We start from the raw sequence: 24,805 nt of genomic DNA, 5'->3' as shown, positions 1-24,805 counted from the left end.
GCACTCGTCGCGCCGTCCTGCTTGCTTCATCCGTACGTGTACCGGTCGCCGAGCCGTCCGTACACCCCCACACATCTAGGGTTGAGCACCATGAAGAAGGTCGCCATCGTCGGCTGCGGGGGCAGCGGCAAATCCCACCTGGCCCGCGAACTGGGCAAGATCCTGGACGCCCCGGTGACGCACCTGGACGCCGCGTTCTACGACGACGAGTGGAACGCGCTGCCCATGGAGGAGTTCGCCGAGGTGCAGCGGGACCTCGTCTCGCGGCCGAAGTGGGTCATCGACGGCAACTACAACTCCACACTCCAGATTCGGCTCGACGCCTGCGACACCGTGGTGCTGATGGACGTCTCGACTCCGGCCGCGCTGTGGGGAATCCTCTCCCGGCAGATCCGGCACGGTGCCGGACACAAGGGCAACGGGGTCCACAACCGCATCCACTGGGGCGTGATCAAGTACGTGGCCACGTACCGGCGGGCGATGCGACCGCGCGTCCTGGCGAAGATCGAGGAGTTCGCCGCAGGACACGCGGACGTGGTGCTGCTCACCAGCCGACGGCACACACGCCGCTGGCTCCAGCGGGTCGTCGCCCAGCGCAGCTGACGACCGGGCCGTGTCCCGAGCGGGGGTGCGGCGAGTGAACGTCAACCCGTTCCTGGACCCGGACCGACAGGCAGAGCTGTACGGGCGCGCATCCCGGCTGGCCCGACGTTCGGGCGCTCTGAGGCGGGCCAAGACCGGCGGCCGTCCGGTGACCGAGACTGTCGTCGAGCTGGCCACGACTCACAGGGCCGAAATTCCCGGGCCGCCGGATCTGGTGGTGGACATAGGGTGCGGTCGCGGCAGCAGCAGCCGCGTCCTCGCCGAGCGACTGACGCCGACGCGGCTGCTCGGCATCGACGCTGCTCCCGCACTCATAGCCGCCGCACGCGAGAGAGTCGGACACGTCCCTGGAGTTCAAGCCGACTTCATCCGAGGCGACTTCCATCAGTTGCCTCTACCCAAGAGCAGTACCGCGCTGGCCGTTGCCGCATTCTGCCTCTACCACTCGCCGGGGCCCCACCAGGCCATCGCGGAGATCGCCCGCATCCTCGCTCCCACCGGGGTCGCGGTGCTCGTCACCAAGGCGCTCGACAGCTACAGCGAACTGGACGCGCTCGTGGCCTCCGCCGGCCTCGACCCGCGCGCCGAGCAGCACGAGAGCCTCTACGTCTCCGCTCACGGCGGCAACCTCGCCACCCTGACGAAGCAGGCCATGGAAGTGGTGACCGTCGAGCACGAGGAACACCGCTTCACCTTCGACGGACACGATCACCTCGCCGAGTACCTCGCCACCAATCCGAAGTACGACTTCGCCCCCGGTCTGTACGGAAAATCGGGTGCCCTGGCCGCCGTGCTTCACGAGTGGCTCCCGGACCGGCCGGTCACCACCACCTCTGTCGTCACGTACGTAGTGGCCCGGCCCTACGGAGGGCGAACGTGACGCGTACACGGTTCACCAAGTACTACGACACTCCAGCTCAGGCAGCCGAAGCCGCCCGCCACTACGCGTGGCTCGCCGCCCACGCGAAGCCGCTGCGCCAGCCGGAGCTGACAACGGTCGGACCGACCAGCCTCACCTTCGCGTACGTCGAGGGCCGCCACGCCCAGGTCCAAGATCTGCCGCGGTTGGCCGCACTACTGGGTGATGCCCACGGTGCCGCATGGGCGAGCGACCTGCACGGAAGTCGGCTGGACAGTCGGCATTACTTCCAGGACGGCAGCGTCTTCGGCGACTTCCGGTCCTGCCGCGAAGCGGCCCTCCGCCGACGTCTGGAAACTGGCCATCTCCCGAACATCGCCGCCCTGCGCGCGATGCTCACCCTGCTGGAGAGAACCGCCGAGGGACCGACCGCCTTCTACAAGGACAGCAATCCGCGGAACTTCCTCTTCACCGAGGACGGCACGGTCTTCAGCATCGACACGGACGATCTCACCCTCGCGCCGTTCGCCTACGACCTGGCCAAACTGATCACAACGCTGACCATGACATACGGCCCTCTCGGCCCTGCCGACATCAACGCCGCCCTGGTCGGCTACAACCAGGCCGCCGCTCGCCACGACGCGCAGCTCGGCGCAACCGGTCGCGAGCGACTGGACGACTTCCTCGCGCTGCACTCCGTACTGACCGCCCCTTACGCCGGGCGCAACGGCTACCACTACGGCTTGCCGGCCCCGCGCCTCCGAACTCAAGGTCCCAGATGATCACCACGGAACTCGTCTTCGTCCGCCACGGTGAGGCTCACTGCAACGCCGACGGCATCGTCGGTGGTCCCGCCACCTGCACGGGACTTACCAACCTCGGGTACACCCAAATCGAGAAGGTCGCGGACCGTCTGTCCGCCGAACACCGGGTCGTCCCCTTCACCACCCTCTATGCCGGCCCCCGCCTGCGCCTCCAGCAGAGCGGACAGATCCTCGCGCGGGCCCTCGGCCTCGAACTGTTCACCGAGCCCGGCCTCGACGGCCCCATTCACGGGGAAGCCGACGGAAAGCCCTGGCACGACGTGAAAACCACTGCTAACGGGGGACCGCACGCCCACCCCGACCGGCCGTGGGCCAAGGGAGCCGATACATGGAACGGTTTCCTCCAACGAGCCGGAGCCTTTCTCCACGACCTCGTCGCCCGACACGAAGGCGAGCGTGTGCTCTTCGCCGCCCATGGCGAAACGGTCCTGGCGGCGCACACTCTGCTGCTCGGCCTCCGCCCCAACCCAGAAGCGGGATTCACCGTCTCCCACGCCTCCATCACACGCTGGCAGCACCACCTCAACCGCCTCAGCCAGCGCCGCTGGATGCTCGACCGTCACAACGACACCGCACACCTCGCGGCATCAGCGACCTGGCCGGCACCGTGATCACGGCGTACGACGACCCACGCATCGAACTCGCACGCCAGACCGTCGGCGCCGTCACCATCGTCCCTGATCCGACACTGCCACCCCATGTCCTGCACCTTGTCGATCTCAGGGGCAACGGCTACTTCGCCAAGCAGCACGGTCGGTACACACGGTACGAGCAGGAGGCGCACGCGTACCAGGCGTTCAGCCACCACCTCGGCGGCCGGGCGCCGGAGTTGGTGGGGCGCCAGGCATCGACACGCACTCTTCTGCTCACCGCGGTTCCCGGCCAGAGCGGTGCGGTATTGCGCCCGGGCTCTGACGAGGAGGCGAAGGCTCACCACGATGCCGGCGTCGCCCTCCAGTCTCTTCACCGTGCCACGATCCATCGTGCGACCGGGGCCATCGGAGTAGAGCTGGCAGATCGCCTCCGACACTGGGCTGCCAAGGCGGAACACACAGCTCTCGTATCCCGCGCCGAGCGAAGCCGCCTCATGGAGGTCGCGGACGAGCTGGCCGGCACCCCCATGGACAGCGCCATCTGCCATCTCGACTACCAGCCCAGGAACTGGCGCGTCGGAGAAGGATTCTGGACCCTCGACTTCGAGCACATGCGCCGCGACGCCCGCATCCGGGACTTCGCCCGCCTTGAGTTCCGCCGTTGGCAGGCCGCTCCCCGCCTGCGCGAGATGTTCTTCACCGGCTACGGCAGCTACCCCACCGACACGGAGCAACGTCTCCTGGAGCGCTTCGGCGCCATCGAAGCCGCGACCGCGCTCGTCCGTGGCCATGAACAAGGTGATGACGCCCTGATCGCGCACGGCCGCACGGTTCTGTCCCGCCTGAGTTGACCCCAACCTTCATGCGCACCAGGAGAGTTACGTGCCAGACAGCCAGTCCGCCGCATCCGTTCCCGGCCCCCGACGGGCGGTGGTGACCGGTGCCGCCGGATTCATCGGCTCCCACCTCGTCCACGCCCTGCTCCAGGCCGGCGCCACCGTAATCGGCGTTGACCGCCGAAGCGCCACCACCGACCCTGCCGCTGCCGTACACCTGGCAGCACTGCACAGCCACCCGCGCTACCTGAATGTCACGGCGGATCTTCTCGACTGCGCCATCGACCCGCTCTTCGTGGACGCGGACACGATCTTCCACCTGGCCGGCATTCCGGGTGTGCGACCCTCGTGGGGCGAGCAGTTCAGCGAGTATGTCAGTTCCAACATCCTCGCCACCCAGCGCGTGATGGAAGCGGCCACCCGGATGCGCGTGCCTCGGCTGGTCGTCGCGTCATCCTCCAGCGTCTACGGGCCCACCGCCGGCGGACCGAGCGTGGAGAGCGATCACCCGCGCCCATCCTCTCCGTACGCCGTGACCAAGCTCGCCGAGGAGCAGCTCTGCCTCGCGCACGCGGCCCGGCCCGACTGCTCGACCAGCGTGGTGGCTCTGCGGTACTTCACTGTCTACGGCCCGGGCCAGCGCTCCGACATGTTCATCCACCGTGCCCTCCACTCCGCTCTCACCGGACAACCGCTGTGCCTGTACGGAGACGGACACCAGCGCCGGGACTTTACGTACATCGACGACGTGGTGACGGCCACCATCGCAGCGGCAAGCGCACCCGCCGATACCGGCGTCGTCAACGTCGGAGGCGGTGCCAATGCCTCCTTGATCGACGTGATCAACATCGCCAACAGTCTCGTCGGCCGTGAGATCCAGGTTCAGCCCGACGTCGCGTGCAACGGCGACGTCCTGACCACCCGAGCAGACCGCCGCCGCGCGCAGGCCGCTCTCGGCTGGCAGCCCACCGTTGACCTGCCGAACGGGATGCGCGCGCAGATGCAAGCGCTGACCCAGCCCACGTACCGCGCCACCTGATCACTTCGTGACCCACCAGGAGCCGCAGTGGAGAGTCCCGACAAGGCCCAGTTGGACGCCTTCTTCCGCAGCATCACCCAGCGCTTCCCGGCCGGCGGGCAGGTCAGCTCGCTGATCATTACCCACCTGCTCCCGGAACGCCCGGCGTTCCTGGACGCGATGGCCCGTACGACCACGGTCGCTGCTGTCCTGCCCAAGCCGAAGTCCGCGAACAGGCAAGTGCTGGCGGACGTACGTCGGAGCTACGCCGTACGCCCCTTGACGCGCGGGCTCTTTGCCGAACCGAACAGCGCACTGGAACTTCTCGAAGAGATCGCGCCCGGCCAGGACATCGTTCTGCTGGATATCGGCGGGTACTACGCCCCCAGCCTCGAAGTCCTGACCGCGAAATTCTCCGGCCGCATCCTGGGCGTTGTGGAAGACACCGAGAACGGCCATCAGCGGTACGGGACTCTCGGACAACTCCCTTGCCCGGTCTTCTCGGTCGCTCGCTCGCCGCTGAAGGAGTGCGAGGACCACCTTGTCGGACGCTCCGTCGTCTACTCCGCCGAGGCCCTTATCCGGGCCCGGGGATCCGTTCTCACCGGCCGGGATGCCTGCGTCATCGGATACGGAAAGGTCGGCCGCAGTATCGCCCAGTCCCTGCGCGCGCACGACCTCCATGTCACCGTCTACGACAACGACCCGGTCAAACGGATACAGGCCCTCGTCCAGGGATTCCGCACCACCGCCACCCGAACGGATGCGATCCACAAGGCAGATCTCGTGTTCTGCGCCACGGGGAACTTCGCCCTCCGCCGAAGCGACTTCGAGTCCTTACGCGACGGGGCCCACATCGCCTCGGTCACCTCCTCAGACGACGAACTCGAACTCGCTTCGCTGGAAAGGACCTACCGCCGCACCGCCGCCGGGGATCACCTGACCCGCTACGAGAGAGCGGGCCATTACTTCTACGTGCTCGCCGAGGGCAATGCGGTCAACTTCGTGCACGGTGCCACCGTCGGCGTGTACATCCACCTCGTACAAGCCGAGATCCTTGCCGCCACTTCTGTGCTCAGCTACGGCGACCACCACGATCCCGGGCTCCACGAGCTGTCCACGGAGCACCGCCGAGTCATTGCCAGGATCTGGCTCGAACACTTTGCGAGGTGACCCACACGCCTCGGACCTTCCCGAACCACCTCCACTGACTGGAGCACACTGTGGCCGCCACCACCTCCGGAACGCAGCGCACCTCTCGTCACCATATAGCGGTGATTCCGTGCCGCTGGGGCTCCTCTCGGTTCCCGGGGAAGCCCCTGGCAATGCTGGGCAACAAACCCTTGCTCTGGCATGTCCACCAGCGATGTCAGGAAGCGAAACGGCTCGACGATGCCGTCGTGGCGACCGACGACCTCCGCATCGAGGACGCGTGTAGGCAACTCGGCATCCCCTGTGTGATGACCGGGGAGCACGCCACGGGCACCGATCGCGTCGCCGAATGCGCCGGGCAGTTCCGTGCTGACGTGTACATCAACGTTCAGGGGGACGAGCCGTTCATCGACCCGGCGGCGATCGACACGGTCTCGGAGGCCGCAGTCCAACTCGGCGGCACGGCAACGGCGGTGAACGCGTACACGCCCGTGATGGACGTGGCAGCGGCCGTCGATGCCAACGTGGTCAAGGTTGTCATTGGCAGGGACAGTAACGCTCTGCTGTTCTCCCGTCAGCCGATTCCGTACCCGCGCAGCGCCTACCCCACCTACCTGCGTCAGTTGGGGCTCTACGGCTTCACAGCAGAGGGGCTGGACGTCTTCCGGAGCCTGGACCAGGGGCCGCTTGAACGCGCCGAGGGCATCGAGATGCTGCGCTTCATCGAGCACGCGTATCGCGTGCGGATGGTCCCCGTGGTCGATGCCGGCCTTGCCGTGGACACTCCCGGAGATCTCGCACGGGCCCAGACATTCCTGGACGGCATCCAGCCCATCCAGCCTCATCCAGCCCCCCAGGCCCACCGCTTCCTGAACGCAGCTGATGGACCAGGGCGCTGAACCCGGTCAGATCTCGTCGACGGGATGCCAGAGGTAGGGGATGTTCTTCGGGTCGGCTTCGTATTCGTCGCGGTGAATGCTTTCCAATACCACGATGCGGCGGCGCAGTTGGGCGATGAGGGTCTGGACGCGTTGGACGGCGTCGGACGGGTCGGCGGGGAGGATGGCCCGGGTGAGGATCTTGTATTCGGCCGATGCGCCTTCGATGTGGATGGCCTGGGGGATGCGGACGATGATCGTGTAGGGGGCGACTTCGGCGATGTTCCAGCGGTCGTCGTCCTGGCGGGTGGCCCAGATGACCGTACGGGTGGACGGCGCGTACGTCAGCCGGCAGTCGTCGCCGAGGATTCTGCCGAGGACGGGCAGCGGGACGCGGTTGGTCCCGGCCAGGGCTGCGGCTTCCGCTGCGGAGGCGGTGGTGATCTGGTGGGAGAGTCGGCGTGCGACCTGCTGGCGGATTGCCTCGTGGGCCCCGGAGTTCGGGGTGATGGGCGCGAGGGGGTGGCCGGCGGAGCTGCCGTGGGCCTCGGCGCCATCCTGGCCACGGGTCCAGGTGATGACGGTGAGACGGCAGTCGGGGAGGCTCGCCGGGTAGAGGACGTGGCTGACCAGCTCGGCGGATTCCCAGTTCAGGGCGGGGAGGGTCATCCGGTAGGTGTGGCCGTCGCGGTTCTCGGCGATATCGGTGCTGGAGTCCCAGATCGTTCGAACGTCGGGGTCCTTGCGCAAGTCTCCGATGAGTTCAGCGAGTTCCGGTTCGTCCGGGTGCCGGGGGATCGCTGCCTTGAGGAGCTTGACGTACTCTGCGGCGTGGTGCGGCCAGTCGTGGAACTGGACGCGGGCTTCGCGTGAGAGCAGTGCCCAGCGCATGAGGTTGGGCTTGTCCTCCATGACCCACGGCCACCACGAGGCCATCGCGGCGTTGTAGCCGATGACGTTCCACCACGCGTCGGTGAGATACGTCGGCGACGGCAACTGCTTGTCGATGAGGAGCTGGAGCGCCCGGCGGGTGGAGGTGTCGCCCGTCGGCGTGGGATCGACGGAGAGGCCACCGCCGACGCTGTAGAGGATGAGCGCCTGGAGTTCGTCACGGCCCAGTCCGAGGATCTCGCCGATGGCCTCGCACTGCTTACGGTCGAGGCGCATCGTCGCGCCGCTCTCCAGATCGCGGTACCAACGGTCGGAACGCCCGGCCGCGAGGCCGACATCCCGCTGCGTGATCTGCCGGCCGAGCTGCTTGCTCGCCGCCGCACGCCAGGCACGGAGCAGCCCCGCGAGTCCCATCAGCTGCCCGGGGGTGAGCAGTGAGTCCTCGGCGTCGCTCGGGGCCGTTACTCCGCCTTGCTGGGGGAGTGGTTCGCCTTCTCCGCGCTCGGAGTTGTTTCCGCCGCCTATTCCCACGCCCGTGAGACCTTTCTGTGTTCCGTCTGTGCGCGCCCGTCCGTAACGCGAGCACGAAAAAGGGAGAGGCTGGCAATGGCCAGACCCTCCCCCGCATCTATGTTTCACATTGACCTGCCGGAACGAAAATTTGATCTTGATTTATTTCGTCCGGACGAAACAATCATGCCGACTTCGTTCAATGGTCAACGGTGTTGAGGTTCCAAGTTGGATCCTATGTGGGCGAGTCGGGCATCTTGAGCGGAAATTTATTTCCTCTCGGGTGGGAGGAAATAAATTTCCGCTTCTGCTCTCGCTGGCAGGTGTTCCCGGGAATGCTGCGACGGTGTGCGTCTCCGTATCGGTTTCTCGTTCTCATGTTTGTTGTGGTGCAGGTGAGTTGGCGTTCAGCCGCGCTTGGCGGTCCTGTCCGTTGCGGTGCTCTACGCGCGTTGAACTGGGATTTTGCGCGCGTTGACGGTGGATGGACGGGAAGCTTAAATCGCTTTTGATCACGACGCCGAGCGATGGGTCGTGACGTTGGCGACGTGGTTGGAGGGTGATGGGGGTGGGGACGAATCCTGCGCGTCTGTTACTGGCTGCGAATGTGCTGTAACTCCGTGCGCGATACCGTCGCTGTTCCTGCGTGCGCATGGGGTCGGCCCCTGAGGTGCGGTTGCATTTAGCGGTGGATCTTGTGGCGCAGTCCGCATATGTTGCTGGTCCCCGGCGAAACACGCCGAGGGGAAGGGGGCGAGATTGCCTGAACGCTAGTCAAGTCCATGCGCATGGAGGGGAAATGGAACCGGCGCCCTGGAGTTAGTGGCTCCTGAGCGCCGGCCCGCACCCCGAAGAGCGCGGATTCATAAACGGATCGGGCCGGCTGGCCTTTTCGACGAGAACGGCCGGCCCGCTCCACCTACAAGCAGAGGAAGTCTTGCATGCCCGCGTACCGGAGCGAAAGGGCGAACAACGCCCCCTCCACCCACGCCGCCACCCCCGCGACCGAAGACCGTCAGCGGCGCCTTGCCCACCTCCTGGCGGAGATGATGCCCAGCGCCGCCGTCATACGCGTCTCACACAGCGAGCCGGGCCGGACCTGGCCGAGCCCGTACATCCGCGCCTACGACAAGAACGGCGACCCCATAGAGATCAACCGCGCACGGGCCACGATCGCCGCCCGCTGGATCATCCGCTCGTACCCCGACGCGGACTGGGACGAGCCGCAGGACCTCGACCTGGCCACGGCCACGCTCGCCCCGACCGTCGCGGCATACGCCGCTGCAGGCAGGGGCCGCTGACATGGCGCGAATCCGTACCATCAAGCCGGAGGCGTTCTTCTCCGAGTCGCTCGCCGAGGTGAGCGTCGAGGCAGAGCGCACCTTCTTCGGCCTTTTCACCCAGGCCGACGACCACGGCCGCCACCGTGACAACGCCGCCATCATCGCTGGGCTCCTCTGGCCTCTCCGCGCCGAGCACACCTCGGTCCACGTAGAGGACGACCTCCACCAGCTCGCGAACGCCGACCTGATCTGCCGGTACACCGGCTGTGACGGCCGCCGGTACCTCCACATCGCGACCTGGTCCGAGCATCAGAAGATCGACAAGCCGAGCCAGTCGCGCCTGCCCTCCTGCCCGGAGCACCACGGTGCCGACCGGTGCGGTGCCTGCAAGGGGACCTGCACCAAGCGGGTCGAGGAGTCACCCACTCCTCCCCGAGGGCTCGCCGAGGTTTCGCCGAACGCTCCCCGAGCCCTCGATCTGCCCGCGCAGTCCGCTGCGACGCTTCGTGGCCACGCAGGCCAGACTCCCGCCGCCCAGCAGGACGCCTTCGACGGCATGGCTGGCACTCCTGGCCACCCGAAGACGAAAAGCGCAGCTCAGGACGCATTCTCCGAAGGCTCCCCGAACCTTCCCCGAAGCCTCGGGGAGGGCTCGGCGCCTGGATCTAGGATCTTGGATCCTGGATCTTCTTTCCCTACGGGGCGCACAGCGCCCGGCACCACCGTCTCGGCAGGCGATCTCATCGGCGAGTACGCGGCGTCGTGCGATGAGCGCCCGCCCGGAGATGTGCTCGGGCATCTCGGCCGCATCATCAAGAAGCTCCTCGGCGAGGGCATCGCTCCGGAGCATGTCCGCGCCGGGCTGAAGCGTTTCGCGGAGATCCAGGGCCACCCCAGTCGCCTGCCGAGCCTGGTGAACGACGCGATGAACGTACGCTCCGGCGGTTTGGCGTGGCCGGGAATGCGGCCTAACGTGCCCGCTCATCAGGCGTGGACCAACCCGGTCGACGCCGCCACCGCCTACGCCGAGGAGCTGTGATGCGCGCCCGTAACCGCGAACCGCAGACCCTCGGCGGCGGGGGCACCCTGGACCGGCTGGCCCGGATCCTGGCTGCCCGGAACATCGCCCCGGCCGCTGTCGCCGCACTGGCCGAGGAGCCCGAGCCGTTCTCCCCGCTGGACGCCCTGTCGGCCGGGATGCCCTTGCGTTACCAGGCCGCTGTCGCCGACCACCCACAGGTTCTGGCCTGGGCCCGGGACGTTGCCGAGGCGGCCGTGGCCCCCAGCCAGGGAGCCCGGCGGCAGGTCACCACCGGCCCCAGCCTGCTGATGGCCGGGGTCGTCGGCGCGGGCAAGACGCACCAGGCGTACGGCGCGGTACGACGGCTGGCAGAGGCCGGGGTAGGTGTGCGCTGGCGCGCGACCACCGCCGCCGACCTGTACGCCGGCCTGCGGCCCCGGTCCGGGGTCGACAGCGAGCGGGAGCTGGCGGCCGTCGGCCGCTGCCCGCTGCTGATCATCGACGACCTCGGCGCGGCCAAGTCCAGCGACTGGGTCGAGGAAGTGACGTACCGGCTGATCAACCGCCGCTACAACCACATGCTCCCGACCCTGATCACCACCAACCTGGCGATCAAGGACCTCCGGGCCTACCTCGGCGACCGCGTCACCAGCAGGCTCGCGCAGATGACGACCCGGGTCGAGTTCGAGCCGGTCGACCGCAGACGCCACCGCGCCGCCTGACCCGCCGCAGGCCGCCACGCCGGGCCGCGTTCACCAGCGCGCCGCCCTCTTGAACCTCCCGACCCAGCGCAGCTCTCCGCCGACGCCCCTGCGCGTGGAGAGCGATCGGAGCAGCCCTCATGACCCGCAAGGCGATCAGCCCTGCCCACCACCGGTCGCTCGGCGACCACACCTGGCAAGCCGATGCCGTCTGCCAGAGCACCGAGTGCAACCCGGTGGACCCCGACATCTTCTTCCCCGAGCCCGACGAGACCGACAAGATCTCTGTGGCGAAGGCGCTGTGCGCTCAGTGCCCGGTCCGCCGCACCTGCCTGGACGCCGCCCTCGAAGGCGGCGACACCGAGGGCATCCGGGGCGGCATGACCGAGGAGGAACGCGAGCCGCTGCACGAGAAGCTCGCCCACCGCCTCGACTACTCCCGCGTCAACGCCACCATCGCCGGACGCGACATCCACCTCACCAAGGCCGAACGTCGCGCGGTCATCCTGGCGGCCTACCGTCAGGGCCTCACCGAGCAACGTCTGGCCTGGCTCCTGAAGATCACCGAGGAACACGCTCAGAAGCGGTACCGCGAGACTCGCCGCGCCCTGCGCAACCGAGACCTGGACCAGGCCCCGGCGACCACTCCGCCGCCCGAGACCGGTGGCGAGCGCCTGGGTCGCGACGACTTCGGGACGGCGGCGTGAGTAACGGGAGTATGCCGAAGACGGCGCAGATCACCGGCTGGGACCGCGCGGTCGTCATCGCGCTGGGCGGCGCGGGATGCGCTTTGTCGTACGACGCCCTCCAGCAGATGGCCGTCGCCATCCACGTGCGGGGTCTCCTCACCTACCTCTTCCCGCTGGTGATCGACGGATTCATCGCGTATGGCATACGGGCGCTCCTGGTCCTGCGGGACGCGCCGCTGCGTGCCCGGCTCTACGTCTGGACGCTCTTCGGTACGGCCACCGCTGCCAGCATCTGGGCCAACGCTCTCCACGCGGTCAGGCTCAACGAGGTGAACGCATCGGCCACCGGGCTGCGGCTCGGGGACATGGTGGTCGCGGTGTTGTCCACCATCGCTCCGCTCGCGCTGGCCGGAGCGGTCCACCTCTACATCCTGATCGCCCGGGGCCCGGTCAAGGGCAGTGACCGCGAGGACTGCGGTCAGGCCGGTCACGGCGTTCAGGCTGACCGGCCCGAGGGTATCGCGGTCACCCGGACTGACCGGGGCGGTCAGCAGCCGCCGCCGCAGGCCGGTCAGGTCAACGCCGGACAGCCGGTCACTGCCCTTGACCGGGCCCAACCGTCCCTGGACAAGCAGTCCCCAAGTGCTCGCTCACTGACCGGGGACAGTGACCCGGCGGACCGCAACAGCCCGGTCACCGGCCACCACGGTCAGCCGCACGCGGCTGCTGAACTGCCCGGACAGCCGAACACCGCGCCGCCGGTAACTGGCCGCCCGGTCAGCACCGAGCCGGTCAACAACGATCAGAACGGGCCCGCGCCGGTGACCGACTGGCCGGTCAGTCCGCCTCCGGTCACTGACCGGGACACCGGGACAACCAGTGACCGGCGGTCTGACCCAGACACCGAGGAGCTGCTGAAGATCGCCCGGTCGGCGGTCAGGGCCGAGGACAAGCTGACCCGCAAGGTGGTCGCCCAGGCGATCCGCGGTCAGCAGATCCCGCTCTCCAGCGACACACTGACCGCCCTCATGGTCCAGCTCCGCGAACAGCACGGACAGCCGGTCACCTCCACCCGGAACTGACCGCCCACCACGGGGCCGGGTGACCGCACCGGTCACCTCGGCCGGTCACCCGACCCCGGACACGCGCCCGCCACCTTCCGAAGCGAACCGGAGTACACCGTCATGCGCACGAACCCCGCAACCCCGGCCGAGGTGGACACCTGGCTGGCCGTCCTGCACCAGCACGGCCACATCCACCACTCCGAACCCGCCCCCGGCAACACCTGGACCGTGCAACGACACCCACACAGCCGCCCCTGGACCCTCCACCACCCCGTCCTGGCAATGGACTGGATCGAAGAAGTCGTCCGCGATATCCACCAGCAGGACCCGGAGTCGAGCCGATGACCACCAACGACTCGGCGGCGACCACATCCGGAGCGGACCGTGACCCCAACACGGCGACCGGCGGAGCAAGCTATCGCGTACGACGGTCCTACGGCCCGTCGTACGCACTTGCCCCCGCCCCGGAGGGCGGGGGAAGTCCGGCTGGTTCCCGAGCGAGGGCGCACGGGGACCAGCCGGGCAATCGGCACCAGGGGGCGCCGGTCACAGGGGGAGAAGCCGACCGCGACGACCACCGCGAGCAGCCGCGCCCGAGCACGCCCGCCTACCCCGACCGCAAACCGCGCCGCCGCACCCGCAACCCCAGCGAGCGCACCCGCAAGACGACCACCCGCCTCTCCGACACCGAGAAGACCGAGATCGCCGAGGCCGCCACCAAGCGCGGCGTCACCGTCGCCCGCTTCCTCGCCGTCTCCGGCCTGAGCGCCGCCCGCGGATGCGCCGCCGTGCACAGCAACGACCAGCTCGACACCGCCATCGACGAACTCGCCGCTCTGCGCACCGCGCTGGCCCGCATCGGCAACAACATCAACCAGATCGCCTTCGTCCTCAACAGCGGTGGCCAGCCGCGCGCCGGTGAACTCGAACACGCGCTGGGCGCGCTGACCGGACTTCTCGCCCGCGTTGATGACGCGGCGAACGACCTGGTGACCCGGCGGCTGTGATGGTTCCCGACATCGGACGCGGCTCCCGCACCCACGGCCTCCTCGTCTACCTGTACGGCCCCGGACGGCGCGAGGAGCACACCGACGCACACCTCGTCGGCTCCTGGGACGGCTTCGCCCCCGACCCCGGCCGCGACACCGGCCTCGACCCCGACCCGAAGGTCACCCTCGCCCGGCTCACCGCCGCCCTGGACCTGCGGGTCAAGCAGGCCGGCGACCGCGCACCCGCCAAGCACGTCTGGCACTGCTCGGTACGCACCGCCCCCGGGGACCGGCGGCTGGACGACGAGGAGTGGAACGCCGTCGCCCAGCGCATCGTCCACGCCACTGGCATCGCCCCGGCTGGAGACCCCGACGGCTGCCGGTGGATCGCCGTCCGCCACGCGGAAGACCACATCCACATCGTCGCCACCCTCGTACGCGGCGACCTGCGCAACCCGCGCCTGAACTACGACTTCAACAAGGCCCAGGCCGAATGCCGCCACATCGAGAAGGAGATGGGCCTGCGGCGCCTGAACGCGGGCGACGGAACCGCAGCGAAGAATCCCAGCAGCGCCGAGAAGTTCAAGGCCGAGCGCACCGGCCGACCCGAGACCTCCCGTGAGACGCTCCGCGAAGCCGTCCGCCAAGCCCTCGCGGGAGCAGACGACGAGAAGGAGTTCTTCACCCGGCTCCGCGAGGCGGGCCTGCGCGTGAAGGTGCGCTACGCCCCGTCCGGTGACGCACTCGGGTACAACGTGGCCCTGTCCGGCGACCGCAACCGCCACGGTGAACCGGTCTGGTACCCCGGCTCCAAGCTGGCCCCCGACCTCTCCCTTCCGAAGATCCGGCAGCGCTTGACCGACAGCATCGAGCAGATGCCGTCCTCGGCCGTCACCAACACCCGATCGGATTGGTCGCCGCCCGCCCGAGAACGACGGAGCGCCACCGGCATCGCCGAGCGTGCAGCCGTCATCCTCGACGGCGACGGCGAAGCCGCTGCTGCCCAGCTCGTCGGCATCGGAGAACTCCTGGACGCGGTCGCCCAGACCTCCCCGGCCGCCACCCGCGCCGAGCTGGCTGCTGCCGCCCGAGCCTTCGAGCGCGCGACCCGCAGCCACATCCGAGCGGAGTGCGCCGAGACGCGCGCGCTCCACTCGGCCGCCAGGGGCATCGTCCAAGCCGGCGGCGCGCTCGGCCGAGGCGAGGACGGCGGCACCACCGCCATGCTCCTCTCCACCCTCGTCCTCGTCACCCTCGCCGCCGCCCGCTGGCACTCCGCCCGAGGCCACGCCCAACAGGCCCACGCCTCCCGCCAGGCCGCCGAACACCTGTGCACCGCCTACCGCCAGGCCGCCGCCACGCCGATGCGAGCGCTGCACGACCAAGGCCGTACTCTCCCCGAAGCCCAACGCCGGACGCACGAGGACAACCTCCGCGCAGCTCTGCCGGAGCAGTACACACGAGCAGACGGCATACCGACGAAGACCGACGCCCTGGTCGCCACCCTCGCCCAGGCCGAGCAGGCGGGTCACGCCCCCGAAACGCTCCTGCAGCAGGCCATCGACATCCGCGAACTCGACACCGCTGCGGACGTGAACGACGTCCTGGTCTGGCGCCTGCGCCGCCTCGCCCAACTCCCCGCCCACCCGGGTGAAACGGCTAGTCGCCCGCAGGCCGCCACCCGCCAGCCCAAGATCTCGACCAACCGCACCAGCACCTGGACGGCACCCACGGCCACAGCTCGCCCCACCGTCGACCCGCGTAACCGCCCACCGCGTCGCTGATCGGAGGCCGACAGGCCGGTCACCAGCGTGCCGGCCTTCGAGAAACCCCCTGGACAATCAGCCACACCGGCCGTTATAGATGGAAACAGAACGACCTCGACCGGGAGATGACGCTCGTGCTCAGAACCACTGACCGCCGCCCAGAGCCGACACCCGCGCTGCCCGTCCTCCCTGCCGGAACCGATCCTCTCCTGCAACTTCAGTACGAGACGCAGCCAGCCGACGGCCCCGGTGCGATCCGCTGCGTCAGCCACCCACATGAACTGGCCCTCGACGGAATCCCCGTAATGTGCTCGGTCTGCCGAGCCCGACGCGATTGGCTGCTCATCAATCACGGCCGCAACGTCTGGGTGTGCTGCCGGTGCGGTAACCAGTGGCTCGAACCCGAGATCAGCCGCGCCGACTTCGACGCCCTGATCGCCAGCCCGTACGGGACGACCTACCCCAGCGTCGAGCAGGGCCTCGCGGCACTCGGCTTCGACGGTGCCTTCGCCGGCACCTATCTGGAGTAGAGCGGTCTGTACCTGCCTGAAATAGCCCTCCCCGGCTTGGGGAGGCCCTTCTAGGCGGCGGTCTCGCTGTGCTTTCGCTAGTCTGCAAACCCATGGCCCCGGCGGACTGCTGCCCGCTGTATCCGCCGTGGGCGCGACGTATTGGCGTACAAGGACCAACCGTGCTTGTTCGATGCTCCGGACGCATGAGACGTCCTCTGCCGAGCCGAAAAGCCTGGCCCGGCCTTGTGTCGCCGATACCGGGGGCGCTGCGAGCAACGATGTTGTGGTCCTCCGCTGTCCAAGGTGGATCTCGGCACCCACGGGCGGGTCGATTCTCAGTGCGGACATCAGGGGAACTCACGGGATGTCACGCCAGGAGTCTTTAGCATGGTATGTAACTTTCACAATTGAATCCGGCGTGAACATGTCGTTTTTCTGATGCGGAAGTCACCCGGGGTATGTAGCCTGCGACGGTCCGCATGGGGAGTGCGGGCGTGGTGTGGCCGCTGTGGCTGGGCAGTGTTCTTGGGGGAGGGCGCGTGAGTCTGCGCGACGAGCATTTCTATGGTCATCCGCTCGTGCGATGGAGGGCGTTGACGGTTGGTGCGTTGACGCTGGCGTTGTCGGTGGGGCTGATACCGGCGCAGGCGCAGGCGTCGTTGCCGTCGCTTGGAGCATCGTCCACGGCGGCTGCGGCAGCGGGGTCGGCAACTTCGCGTTCCTCCACTGAATCCACGAGTGGGCCGACCGGTCCGCGTGCCGTTGGTGCGGGCACAACGGGGGCAACGGAGTCCGCGGCGGCGGTGGGTGATGCTGTTTACGCGTATGACGCGGCCAGGCGCCTGGTGGGGGTAACGGATCCGGACGGGGAGACGGCCCGTTACCGCTACGACGAGGCCGGAAACCGCCTGGGTATCGATCGGTTTCCGTCGGCCGATCTGTCCGTGCTGTCGCTGGTTCCGGTGCGGGCTGCCGCGGGTGCGACAGTGACGCTTTCCGGTACCGGCTTCGCCCCCACTTCCTCATCCAACTCCGTTGATTTCGCGGGAAAAACGGCCGAGGTCGTGTCGGCCTCGCCCACCCGGCTGAAGGTGAAAGTGCCGTCGGCCGCCGGGAGCGGCAAGGTATCCGTCACCACGGGAGGGCACACCGCCCAGTCCCCGGAATCCTTCACCCTGGCCGGGGCCGTTCCCACAGTGACCAAGGTGGAGCCGACTTCCGGGTATATCGGTGCGCAGGTGGTGTTGTCGGGGTCTGGGTTCGCGGTTGCCGCTGTGGACAACGTGGTGCGGTTTGCCGGTGGTGTTGTCGCGGAGATCGTCGAGCGGTCCGACACCGCGTTGAAGGTTCTGGTGCCGGTGGGAGCGGCGACCGGCTCGGTCGAGGTGACCACACCGGAAGGTAGCGCCTCGTCCGCGACAGGCTTCCGGGTGATGGCCGGCGCCGGCCAGGGTGAGATCGAGACGTCGGCGGAGACGTCCGTGACCGACGAGAGTCCACCGACGGTGTCGGTGACCACCCCGGGTAATCAGGCGCAGGTCGTCTTCGACGCGAACGCCGGGGACGAAATCGACATGGGCTTCACCGAGTCGACGTTCAACTCCCTTGTGTCCGTGCGGCTTGTCGATCCGCAGGGGAAGCGGGTGGACAGTGCCACCTATACGGGTGCGTCCGGCGCCTGGGAGGTGCGGAACGCGCCGGTCAGTGGGCAGTACTCGCTGATCGTCGACCCGGGGACGGGCAACATCGGCTCGGTGAAGGTGACCGTGTCGAATCCCCTGGTGTCTCCGCTGGATCTCAGCGGTCCGACGGTCGAGCGGCGGTTCACCCGACCGGGCCAGAACCATCTGCTCACGTTCTCGGCGGTGCTGGGGGATTCGCTGAGTCTGGGTGTCGACGCCACGGGCCTGGCGAATGCGATGTACGTCCGGCTGTACGACCCGAGTGGTGCCGTGGTCGAGAGGCTCTACGTCACGGGCAGCCGGATCAGCGGGCTGGACGTTGATGTGCTCACCCGATCCGGTGCGTACATCGTGGAGTTGGACCCCGATGCCGCTGCCCTGGGCACTGTGAAGCTGACGGCTTCGCACTATGCCGATGCCGGGACGCTCGATCCGGCTGGTCCCGCGGTGGCGATGGCTATGAGCAGGCCGGGCCAGGACGGACGTGCCCGGTTTGCCGCGGTGGCGGGCCGGCGGGTTTCTCTCGCTGCCACGGCGACCGGATTCGGGACGTCGACGCGGGTCGAGATCCGTAAGCCGGAGGGTGGTCTGCTCGATTACTTCCTTGTGCCGACATCCGGCGTCGGGCAGTGGGACAGCGGAGATCTTCCCGCTACCGGGACCTACACGATCGCAGTGAGTCCCATCGGTGGTCTTGTCACCGGAAGCCTTTCGCTGACGCTCTCTCAGCCGGTGGTCGTCCCCGAGCTGTCCCTCACCGGTGGTCCCACGGCGGTATCCATTGACCGCATCGGCCAGAACGCCGAATCCACGTTCCAGGCGCAGGCGGGCGACGACCTGTCGCTCGGCTTCACCGGCAACACCTTCAGCCAGTACGTCACCGCGAGTGTGATTGCCCCGTCCGGCGCCAAGGTGGTGTCGGGAACGAACGTCGCCGCCGTCACGTCGGCGGCCATCGGACTTGACGCGCTGCCGGAATCGGGCACGTACCGTATCGTCCTCGACCCCAACAAGGGTGTTGTGGGCACCCTGAACTTGTCACTGTCCGCGGATATCGTCGTTGCTCTCGCGGCCGACGGTCCGGAGCGGCCAACCGCACCGGCGCGTGCCGGGCAGCGTGTACGGGCCCGCTTTACCGCGTCCGACAGCGGGACTCTTGGGCTGGCGGTGACGGCGAACACGGTCGCGCAGGCCACGGACATCCGGCTGATCGGTCCGAGCGGCGGCACCGGAACCCTGGTCGGACGTACGGCGGCCGGCGCTTCCGCCGCGTACTACCTGACGGGACTGGTCGCCGACACCGGCTACACGCTGGTGTTCGAGCCGGGCAAGGCAGCCACCGGCGCGATGACGCTGTGGCTCTCGAAGTCGGTCGAGGCCGGAACGCTGTCGAGCGGAACCCCGCCGGTCACCGGAGAGATATCCCGGCCGGGTCAGCAGCTGGAGTTCACCGTCGACGCTACCGCCGGTGATGGCGCGTCCATTGTCTTCGGTGATACCACGTTCGCGGCATCGTCCCAGGTCATCCACCGGACGCCAGGTGGCGAGGAAGAAAGCCTCGGATCGCTGACCAAGGCGGCGTTCGACGGTGACCTGCGTCCCCCTCTCAGTGGAGGCAAGCATCTCGTCCTGATACGTCCCACCGCACCGGTCAGCGGCACGACCAAGGCCACACTTCTGCCGGACGTGGACGCGGGCACACTGCCCACCACCGGCACCCGCAAGAGCGTCACGATTGCCACGCCCGGTCAGAACGGGCGTTACACCTTCACCGGTATCGCGGGCCAGAAACTCACCCTGGGCCTCGACAAGCCGCCGGCCGCTTGGGTGCTGTCCGTCTTCGGGCCGAACGGCAAGTGGGTGGTCGACGCCCGGTCCATGACCGCGACAGCGGTCTCGTACGCGCTGCCGGCCCTTCCGGCCGACGGCACGTACACCCTGACGGTCGCCCCCAACACGTTGAAGACCGGGACATGGAACCTGGACCTGAGCCCGGTGGCCCTGGCCGTGACGGCCCCGACCGCCGGTACGAGGACCGCGGCCGACCAAGTGCCCGACGGCACCCCTCTTGCGAGCAGGGCGACGAAGTCCAAGAACACCACGGCAGCGAAAACGGTATCCGGTCCCGTTGGCTCCGTACCCAGTGGTGCTGACGCCTGGCATCCCGACAAGGGTAATCTGGCCGGTTACGACTGGCTCACCCGGCGTACCGGCGAGCCGAAGTCCCCGCCCGCGCTGCGTGCGCCGCCTAAGTCCACCGCGCTGACCGGACATGTCCGCAGACTGGACGGCAAGCCGCTGGCCGGGGTCGCCGTCTCGGTCGGTGCGAAGACGGCCCGTACCGACGCGCGCGGCAGGTTTCTTCTCGCCGGTATTTCCGACACGGCGACCACTCTGGTGGTCAACGGCGCGAGGGCGAACACCGAGCGGCGTCAGTACGGCCGGTTCGACATTCACATCAGCCCCAAGAAGGGCCGTACGGTCGACCTCGGCTTCCCCGTATGGATGACGCCGCTGGACACCAAGCACACCGTTCGCTTCGCCGCGCCGGCGAAAAAGGACATCGTGCTGAAGACACCGGAGATTCCGGGTCTCGAAGTGCGTATTCCCAAGGGCTCGGTGGTCCGGGACGACAAGGGACGAGCGGTGACCGAGCTGGGGATCACGGCGATCCCGCTGGACCGGCCGCCGTTCCCTCTTCCGGACAACGGTGTGGTGCCCGTGTTCTTCACCGTGCAGCCGGGCGGGACGTACGTGTTCCCCAAGGGCGCCCAGGTCATCTACCCGAACTACACCCGTGAAGCACCGGGCACACGTGTGCAGTTCATGGACTACGACCCCAAGGACAAGGGGTGGTACGTCTATGGGCACGGCCGAGTGTCGTCGGACGGCCGGCAGGTGGTGCCGGACGCGAAGACCCGCGTCTGGGCCTTCCACGGATCCATGTTCAACACCGGTGACATCCTGCCCTGGGAGGACACCTGGCTGGAGGACGCGCTGGACTGGCTGTCCGGCGACCCCGTCGAACTGACCACGGGGATGCTGACCGACTCCCGTGCCGACTTGGCCGTCGGCGGTGCGCTCGGTTCGGCAGAGGTCACCCGTACCTACTGGCAGGGGGACCCGTATAAGCGGGCCTTTGGTATCGGCCGTGACCTGCCCTTCAACGCCTTCCTCCACTCGAAGAAGCAGTGGCAGGAAGTGGATCTGTACATCCCGGGCGGCAGCAAGACCCACTTCGTCCGCACCTCCGCCGGCACCGATTGGACCAACGCGGTCTTCGAACCGCTCGACACTCCGAGCTTCCTGCGCGGTTCCAAAATGGTGTGGAAGGGATACGAAGGCGGCTGGGAGTTGGCCTTCCGGGATGGGACTGTCTGGGTCTTCCCGCAGTACGCGCCGCTGAAGGAGATTCGCGACCGGCACGGAAACAGCGTCAAGGTGACCCGCCTGGAAGGCAAGCGGGGCGACATCACCCGCATCAGCGCCACGGGCGGCCGGTGGATCTCACTCACTTACGACACCCAGCACCGTGTGATCGGTGCGCGGGACAATGCCGGGCGTACCACGAAGTACACCTACGACAGTGTGGGCCGTCTCGACGCCGTGACGGACCCGGCCGGCAAGGTCAGTCGCTACACGTACGACGGGACGTCGAACCGGATCAGGACCGCTGTCGACGCCCGCGGTATCACCTACATGAGCAACACCTTCGACGCGAACGGCCGGGTCAAGGAACAGACCCTCACCGAGGGCGCCACGTACTCCTTCGACTACACCCTCAGTGGTACGGGCGCCGGAAAGGTCACCGGTGTCAGTGTCACCCAGCCGGGTGGTTCGGTCCGGCGGGTTGAGTTCGACGCGGATGGCTACGGGATATCCGACACAGAGGCGTACGGCTCGGCTCTCGCCCGCAGGACGGCCTACCAGCGCGGCTCGTACCACCGGGTGGAGGCGGTCACCGACCCTTACGGCCGTCGTACGGACCTGACGTATGACGCCAACGGCTATGTGACCTCGGCGAAGGAGCTGGCGGGGACGGCGCAGGCGCGCTCGACCGGCACGGCGGTCTACGACGGCCCCTATGACCAGCCCACCACGGTCACCGACCCACTGGGCAGAACGACCACGCTCGCCTATGACGACAACGGCGATGTGAAGAAGGTGACCGACCCGGAGGGCCGGGCGACCACCTTCACCCACAATGCCGCCGGGCAGGTGACGACGGTCACCGACGCCTCCGGCGCGGTCACCGAATACACCTACCGCTACGGCGAGACCGTCCAGGTCAGCGACGCCGAGGGCCGCACGGGTGGCCAGTTCCTCGACGCGGCGGGTCGTCCCGTAGTGGTGACGGACGAGGCCGGATCACGTACGGCGTTCACGTACGACAGCCTGAACCAGGCCCGGTCGGTGACCGATCCGCTCGGCCGGTCGACCACGCTCGACTACGACGCCAACGGCAACATCACCGCACTCACCGATGCCCGGGGGAACACCACCTCCTGGGCCTACGACTCGGCCGACCGTCCCGCGTCGGCGACCGATCCGCTCGGCGGCACAGCACATTTCGCCTATGACGTGGCGGGCCGGCTGACGGAGGCGACCAGCCGCTCCGGGCAGGTCGCCACGGCGGAGTACGACCTGCTGGGGCGGGCGAAGAACGCCAAGTACGGCGTCGATGTGGTGGGACCGCCCGAGTCCACCGTCACCTACGCCTACGACGCAGTTGACCTGCCCAGGACCGTGACGGACACGGCATCGGGCACCCAGTCCTTCACCTACGACGTCTACGACCGTACGAAGACCGTGACGGGACCGACGGGCACGGTCGGCTACGAGTACGACGGTGCCGACCGCCGCACCGAGATGACCGCGGCCGGGACGACGACGGCGTACGGCTACGACACGTCGGGCATCCTCACCTCCGTCACCACCGGCGGCCAGAAGATCACCTTCGGCCTGGACGCGGTGGGCCGGGAGAAGACAGCGGCCCTGCCCGGCGGCTTCACCCGTACCACCGACTACGACAGGACCGGTACCACCACCGCCATCAACTACACCCGCGCCGGCAGCCCCGTCGGAGACCTCGCCTACACCCGTGACGAACGCAGTCTGCAGACCGGCCTGTCGGGGAGCCTGGCGAGCACGGCCCTTCCGGCGGCCGAAAGCGGCGCGGTGTTCGGCAAAGACAACCGGATCACCACCTTCAACGGCCGCTCCTTCACCTATGACGCGGAAGGGCAGCTGAAATCCGACGGCAAGCGGACCTACGACTGGAACGCGCGCGGCGAGCTGACCGGCCTGAGCGAATCCGGCGGCCCGGCCGGCGCCTTCGGATACGACCCGCTCGGCACTCGCAGCAGCACCACACTGGGCGGCGACACCCGCAAGTTCCTGACGGACGGCTCGAACCCGGCGGTGGAGCAGTCCGCCACGGGCGAGACGAAGGCCACCGTCGCCACCTCGGGCCTGGACGAATTCCTCACCCGCACCGAGAACGGCAAGACTCAGGTTTACCTGACGGACGCGCTCGGTACGGTGCTCGGCCTGGCGGACCCGGACGGCACGGTCGCCACCCGCTACACCTACGACCCCTACGGCCAGCCGACCGCGTCCGGCGCCGAATCAACCAACCCGTACACCTTCACCGGCCGCGAGAACGACGGCACGGGCCTGCTCTACTATCGCAACCGCTACTACGACCCTGAAACCGGGCGCTTCATCTCCCAGGACCCGATCGGATACGCGGGCGGCACCAACCTCTACCAGTACGCGCTGAGTTCACCCACCACCTACACCGATCCGTCGGGCAACAACCCGATGCTGATCGGCTGCGCGGGCGGAGCGCTCTTCGACGGCGGCATGGACTGGCTTGGCCAGCGCCTCTCGGGCCGGAAGGTCAACTGGGGCCAGGTCGGCGTCTCGGCGCTCGGGGGATGCCTGGGCGGCATGCTCGGCGCAGGCATCGGCGCCGGCGCCAAGGCGGGACGTGCCGGCTGCCTCGCCAATAGCTTCACCCGCGACACCCCGGTCCTGATGGCCGACGGCACCCACAAACCCATCAAGGACGTGCGGGTGGGCGACAAGGTCCTCGCCACCGACCCGCAGACCGGCGAGAGCGGCCCGCGTCGGGTCACCACCTTGATCCAGGGCGCCGGCGACAAGAGCCTGACGGACATCACCGTCACCGACGCCAGCGGTAAGCCCGCGAAGATCACCGCCACGGACGGCCATCCCTTCTGGGTACCTGAACTCGACACCTGGATCGACGCGGGGAAGCTCCAGCCCGGCCAATGGCTCCGAACCAGCGCCGGCACGCACGTCCAGATCAGCGCAATAGCCCACCGCGCTGTGACGACGAAGGTCTACAACCTCACCGTTGACGACCTGCACACATACCATGTACTGGCGGGGGTCTCTCCAGTCCTCGTTCATAACTGTGGTGGGAGGGAAGTTGCCGCTCACTACCGTGTCCATGCAAATAATGGACTGGGAGTAAAGCGGACAGCCAATATTGCAGTTTCGCAGCACAATATAGTCGGCGTGCGCGGGCAGTACATCGCAGTGAGTGGCAAAGCTCCTCGGCCAGGGGCGATCGATATGCCCGGTGGGGATCGAGTGTTTGACTATGGCACGCGCCCATTTGATTCGGAAACAAAGATATTCGAAACTTATGCGCGGGAACTCGACCCTGGGGCGACCGGGAAGATCCACTTGTACACGGAGCGGGACGTTTGTCCCAGCTGTCAGGGAGTTATAAGAGTGTGTCTCACGTGGTAAGTTTCGCGAGCTTCTTGTAGCAGGTCAGGGCGGCGGCCAGGCCGAGGAAGGCGAGGAAGTGCGAGCCCTTTCGTTCGTATCGGACGGTGAGGCGGCGGTAGCCAAAGAGCCAAGCGATCGACCGTTCGATCTTCCAGCGGTGCCGACCGAG

Annotated in this window: 20 protein-coding genes and 1 pseudogene; 19 read left to right on the top strand and 2 right to left on the bottom strand. The window is 67.9% G+C overall.

Annotated elements, in window-relative coordinates; genetic code table 11:
- Nucleotides 1-90 precede the first annotated feature (90 nt).
- The 8 genes from AB0389_RS21535 to AB0389_RS21500 are packed head-to-tail and all read left to right on the top strand — an operon-like array spanning nt 91 to nt 6,784.
- The gene (locus AB0389_RS21535) at nt 91-603 is read left to right on the top strand and encodes a topology modulation protein (RefSeq protein ID WP_366397051.1); all 513 of its coding nucleotides are present in this window, start codon (nt 91-93) and stop codon (nt 601-603) included.
- Between the two features lie 34 nt (nt 604-637).
- Nucleotides 638-1,483 carry a class I SAM-dependent methyltransferase gene (locus AB0389_RS21530; protein ID WP_366397050.1) on the top strand — a complete coding sequence of 282 codons (846 nt, stop codon included), beginning with the start codon at nt 638-640 and terminating at the stop codon, nt 1,481-1,483.
- Complete coding sequence (locus AB0389_RS21525) at nt 1,480-2,244, top strand: phosphotransferase (RefSeq protein ID WP_366397049.1); 765 nt, start codon at nt 1,480-1,482, stop codon at nt 2,242-2,244. The genes AB0389_RS21530 and AB0389_RS21525 overlap by 4 nt, the downstream gene beginning before the upstream one ends.
- Complete coding sequence (locus AB0389_RS21520; protein WP_366397048.1) at nt 2,241-2,897, top strand: histidine phosphatase family protein; 657 nt, start codon at nt 2,241-2,243, stop codon at nt 2,895-2,897. Before AB0389_RS21525 ends, AB0389_RS21520 begins: the two co-directional genes overlap by 4 nt.
- Nucleotides 2,894-3,730, top strand: coding sequence for an aminoglycoside phosphotransferase (locus AB0389_RS21515; protein ID WP_366397047.1), 837 nt, complete (start codon nt 2,894-2,896; stop codon nt 3,728-3,730). Before AB0389_RS21520 ends, AB0389_RS21515 begins: the two co-directional genes overlap by 4 nt.
- Before the next feature lie 31 nt (nt 3,731-3,761).
- Nucleotides 3,762-4,754, top strand: coding sequence for an NAD-dependent epimerase/dehydratase family protein (locus AB0389_RS21510; RefSeq protein ID WP_366397046.1), 993 nt, complete (start codon nt 3,762-3,764; stop codon nt 4,752-4,754).
- A 27-nt stretch (nt 4,755-4,781) separates the two neighbouring features.
- Nucleotides 4,782-5,906 (top strand): adenosylhomocysteinase, encoded by a 1,125-nt coding sequence (locus AB0389_RS21505; RefSeq protein WP_366397045.1) that lies wholly within the window; start codon nt 4,782-4,784, stop codon nt 5,904-5,906.
- Between the two features lie 50 nt (nt 5,907-5,956).
- The gene (locus tag AB0389_RS21500) at nt 5,957-6,784 is read left to right on the top strand and encodes a 3-deoxy-manno-octulosonate cytidylyltransferase (protein WP_366397044.1); all 828 of its coding nucleotides are present in this window, start codon (nt 5,957-5,959) and stop codon (nt 6,782-6,784) included.
- 6 nt (nt 6,785-6,790) lie between these two features.
- Here AB0389_RS21500 and AB0389_RS21495 read toward each other — a convergent pair whose 3' ends face one another.
- Nucleotides 6,791-8,185: a helix-turn-helix transcriptional regulator gene (locus AB0389_RS21495; RefSeq protein ID WP_366397043.1), complete on the bottom strand. Its 1,395-nt coding sequence runs from the start codon at nt 8,183-8,185 to the stop codon at nt 6,791-6,793.
- 920 nt (nt 8,186-9,105) lie between these two features.
- On the opposite strand from AB0389_RS21495, the gene AB0389_RS21490 reads away from it, so the two are divergent.
- The 11 genes and pseudogenes from AB0389_RS21490 to AB0389_RS21440 all read left to right on the top strand — a co-directional run bounded on the left by AB0389_RS21490 (nt 9,106) and on the right by AB0389_RS21440 (nt 24,654).
- Nucleotides 9,106-9,465 (top strand): hypothetical protein, encoded by a 360-nt coding sequence (locus tag AB0389_RS21490; RefSeq protein WP_366397042.1) that lies wholly within the window; start codon nt 9,106-9,108, stop codon nt 9,463-9,465.
- 1 nt (nt 9,466) lies between these two features.
- Nucleotides 9,467-10,486, top strand: coding sequence for a hypothetical protein (locus AB0389_RS21485; RefSeq protein WP_366397041.1), 1,020 nt, complete (start codon nt 9,467-9,469; stop codon nt 10,484-10,486).
- The gene (locus AB0389_RS21480) at nt 10,486-11,190 is read left to right on the top strand and encodes an ATP-binding protein (RefSeq protein WP_366397040.1); all 705 of its coding nucleotides are present in this window, start codon (nt 10,486-10,488) and stop codon (nt 11,188-11,190) included. Before AB0389_RS21485 ends, AB0389_RS21480 begins: the two co-directional genes overlap by 1 nt.
- A 119-nt stretch (nt 11,191-11,309) precedes the next feature.
- Nucleotides 11,310-11,876, top strand: a complete 567-nt coding sequence (locus tag AB0389_RS21475; RefSeq protein WP_366397039.1) for a WhiB family transcriptional regulator — start codon at nt 11,310-11,312, stop codon at nt 11,874-11,876.
- Nucleotides 11,873-12,940 carry a DUF2637 domain-containing protein gene (locus AB0389_RS21470; protein WP_366397038.1) on the top strand — a complete coding sequence of 356 codons (1,068 nt, stop codon included), beginning with the start codon at nt 11,873-11,875 and terminating at the stop codon, nt 12,938-12,940. The genes AB0389_RS21475 and AB0389_RS21470 overlap by 4 nt, the downstream gene beginning before the upstream one ends.
- 102 nt (nt 12,941-13,042) lie before the next feature.
- The gene (locus AB0389_RS21465) at nt 13,043-13,267 is read left to right on the top strand and encodes a hypothetical protein (protein WP_366397037.1); all 225 of its coding nucleotides are present in this window, start codon (nt 13,043-13,045) and stop codon (nt 13,265-13,267) included.
- The gene (locus AB0389_RS21460) at nt 13,264-13,929 is read left to right on the top strand and encodes a MobC family plasmid mobilization relaxosome protein (RefSeq protein ID WP_366397036.1); all 666 of its coding nucleotides are present in this window, start codon (nt 13,264-13,266) and stop codon (nt 13,927-13,929) included. Before AB0389_RS21465 ends, AB0389_RS21460 begins: the two co-directional genes overlap by 4 nt.
- Complete coding sequence (locus tag AB0389_RS21455) at nt 13,929-15,695, top strand: relaxase/mobilization nuclease domain-containing protein (RefSeq protein WP_366397035.1); 1,767 nt, start codon at nt 13,929-13,931, stop codon at nt 15,693-15,695. The genes AB0389_RS21460 and AB0389_RS21455 overlap by 1 nt, the downstream gene beginning before the upstream one ends.
- A 107-nt stretch (nt 15,696-15,802) precedes the next feature.
- On the top strand, nt 15,803-16,207 hold the full coding sequence (locus tag AB0389_RS21450) for a hypothetical protein (RefSeq protein ID WP_366397034.1): 405 nt from the start codon (nt 15,803-15,805) through the stop codon (nt 16,205-16,207).
- 461 nt (nt 16,208-16,668) lie between these two features.
- Nucleotides 16,669-17,550: pseudogene (locus AB0389_RS21445) on the top strand (IPT/TIG domain-containing protein); the annotation flags it as partial.
- Nucleotides 17,551-17,670: 120 nt separating this feature from the next.
- Nucleotides 17,671-24,654, top strand: coding sequence for an RHS repeat-associated core domain-containing protein (locus tag AB0389_RS21440; RefSeq protein ID WP_366397143.1), 6,984 nt, complete (start codon nt 17,671-17,673; stop codon nt 24,652-24,654).
- Here the strand turns inward: AB0389_RS21440 and AB0389_RS21435 are convergent.
- A partial coding sequence (locus tag AB0389_RS21435; RefSeq protein ID WP_366397142.1) for a transposase occupies nt 24,644-24,805 on the bottom strand: 162 nt, incomplete at its 5' end. The genes AB0389_RS21440 and AB0389_RS21435 overlap by 11 nt on opposite strands.

Source organism: Streptomyces sp. NPDC093109, from assembly GCF_040701725.1.
Classification (GTDB): Bacteria; Actinomycetota; Actinomycetes; order Streptomycetales; family Streptomycetaceae; genus Streptomyces.
This window is presented reverse-complemented; position numbering and strand designations above follow the sequence as displayed.

Bases quoted from the DNA above. Each gene is read 5' to 3' on its own strand.
- AB0389_RS21535 (WP_366397051.1), top strand. From the start codon at position 91: ATGAAGAAGGTCGCCATCGTCGGCTGCGGGGGCAGCGGCAAATCCCAC.
- AB0389_RS21520 (WP_366397048.1), top strand. From the start codon at position 2,241: ATGATCACCACGGAACTCGTCTTCGTCCGCCACGGTGAGGCTCACTGC.
- AB0389_RS21490 (WP_366397042.1), top strand. From the start codon at position 9,106: ATGCCCGCGTACCGGAGCGAAAGGGCGAACAACGCCCCCTCCACCCAC.
- AB0389_RS21485 (WP_366397041.1), top strand. From the start codon at position 9,467: ATGGCGCGAATCCGTACCATCAAGCCGGAGGCGTTCTTCTCCGAGTCG.
- AB0389_RS21480 (WP_366397040.1), top strand. From the start codon at position 10,486: ATGCGCGCCCGTAACCGCGAACCGCAGACCCTCGGCGGCGGGGGCACC.
- AB0389_RS21475 (WP_366397039.1), top strand. From the start codon at position 11,310: ATGACCCGCAAGGCGATCAGCCCTGCCCACCACCGGTCGCTCGGCGAC.
- AB0389_RS21465 (WP_366397037.1), top strand. From the start codon at position 13,043: ATGCGCACGAACCCCGCAACCCCGGCCGAGGTGGACACCTGGCTGGCC.
- AB0389_RS21460 (WP_366397036.1), top strand. From the start codon at position 13,264: ATGACCACCAACGACTCGGCGGCGACCACATCCGGAGCGGACCGTGAC.
- AB0389_RS21455 (WP_366397035.1), top strand. From the start codon at position 13,929: ATGGTTCCCGACATCGGACGCGGCTCCCGCACCCACGGCCTCCTCGTC.
- AB0389_RS21450 (WP_366397034.1), top strand. From the start codon at position 15,803: ATGACGCTCGTGCTCAGAACCACTGACCGCCGCCCAGAGCCGACACCC.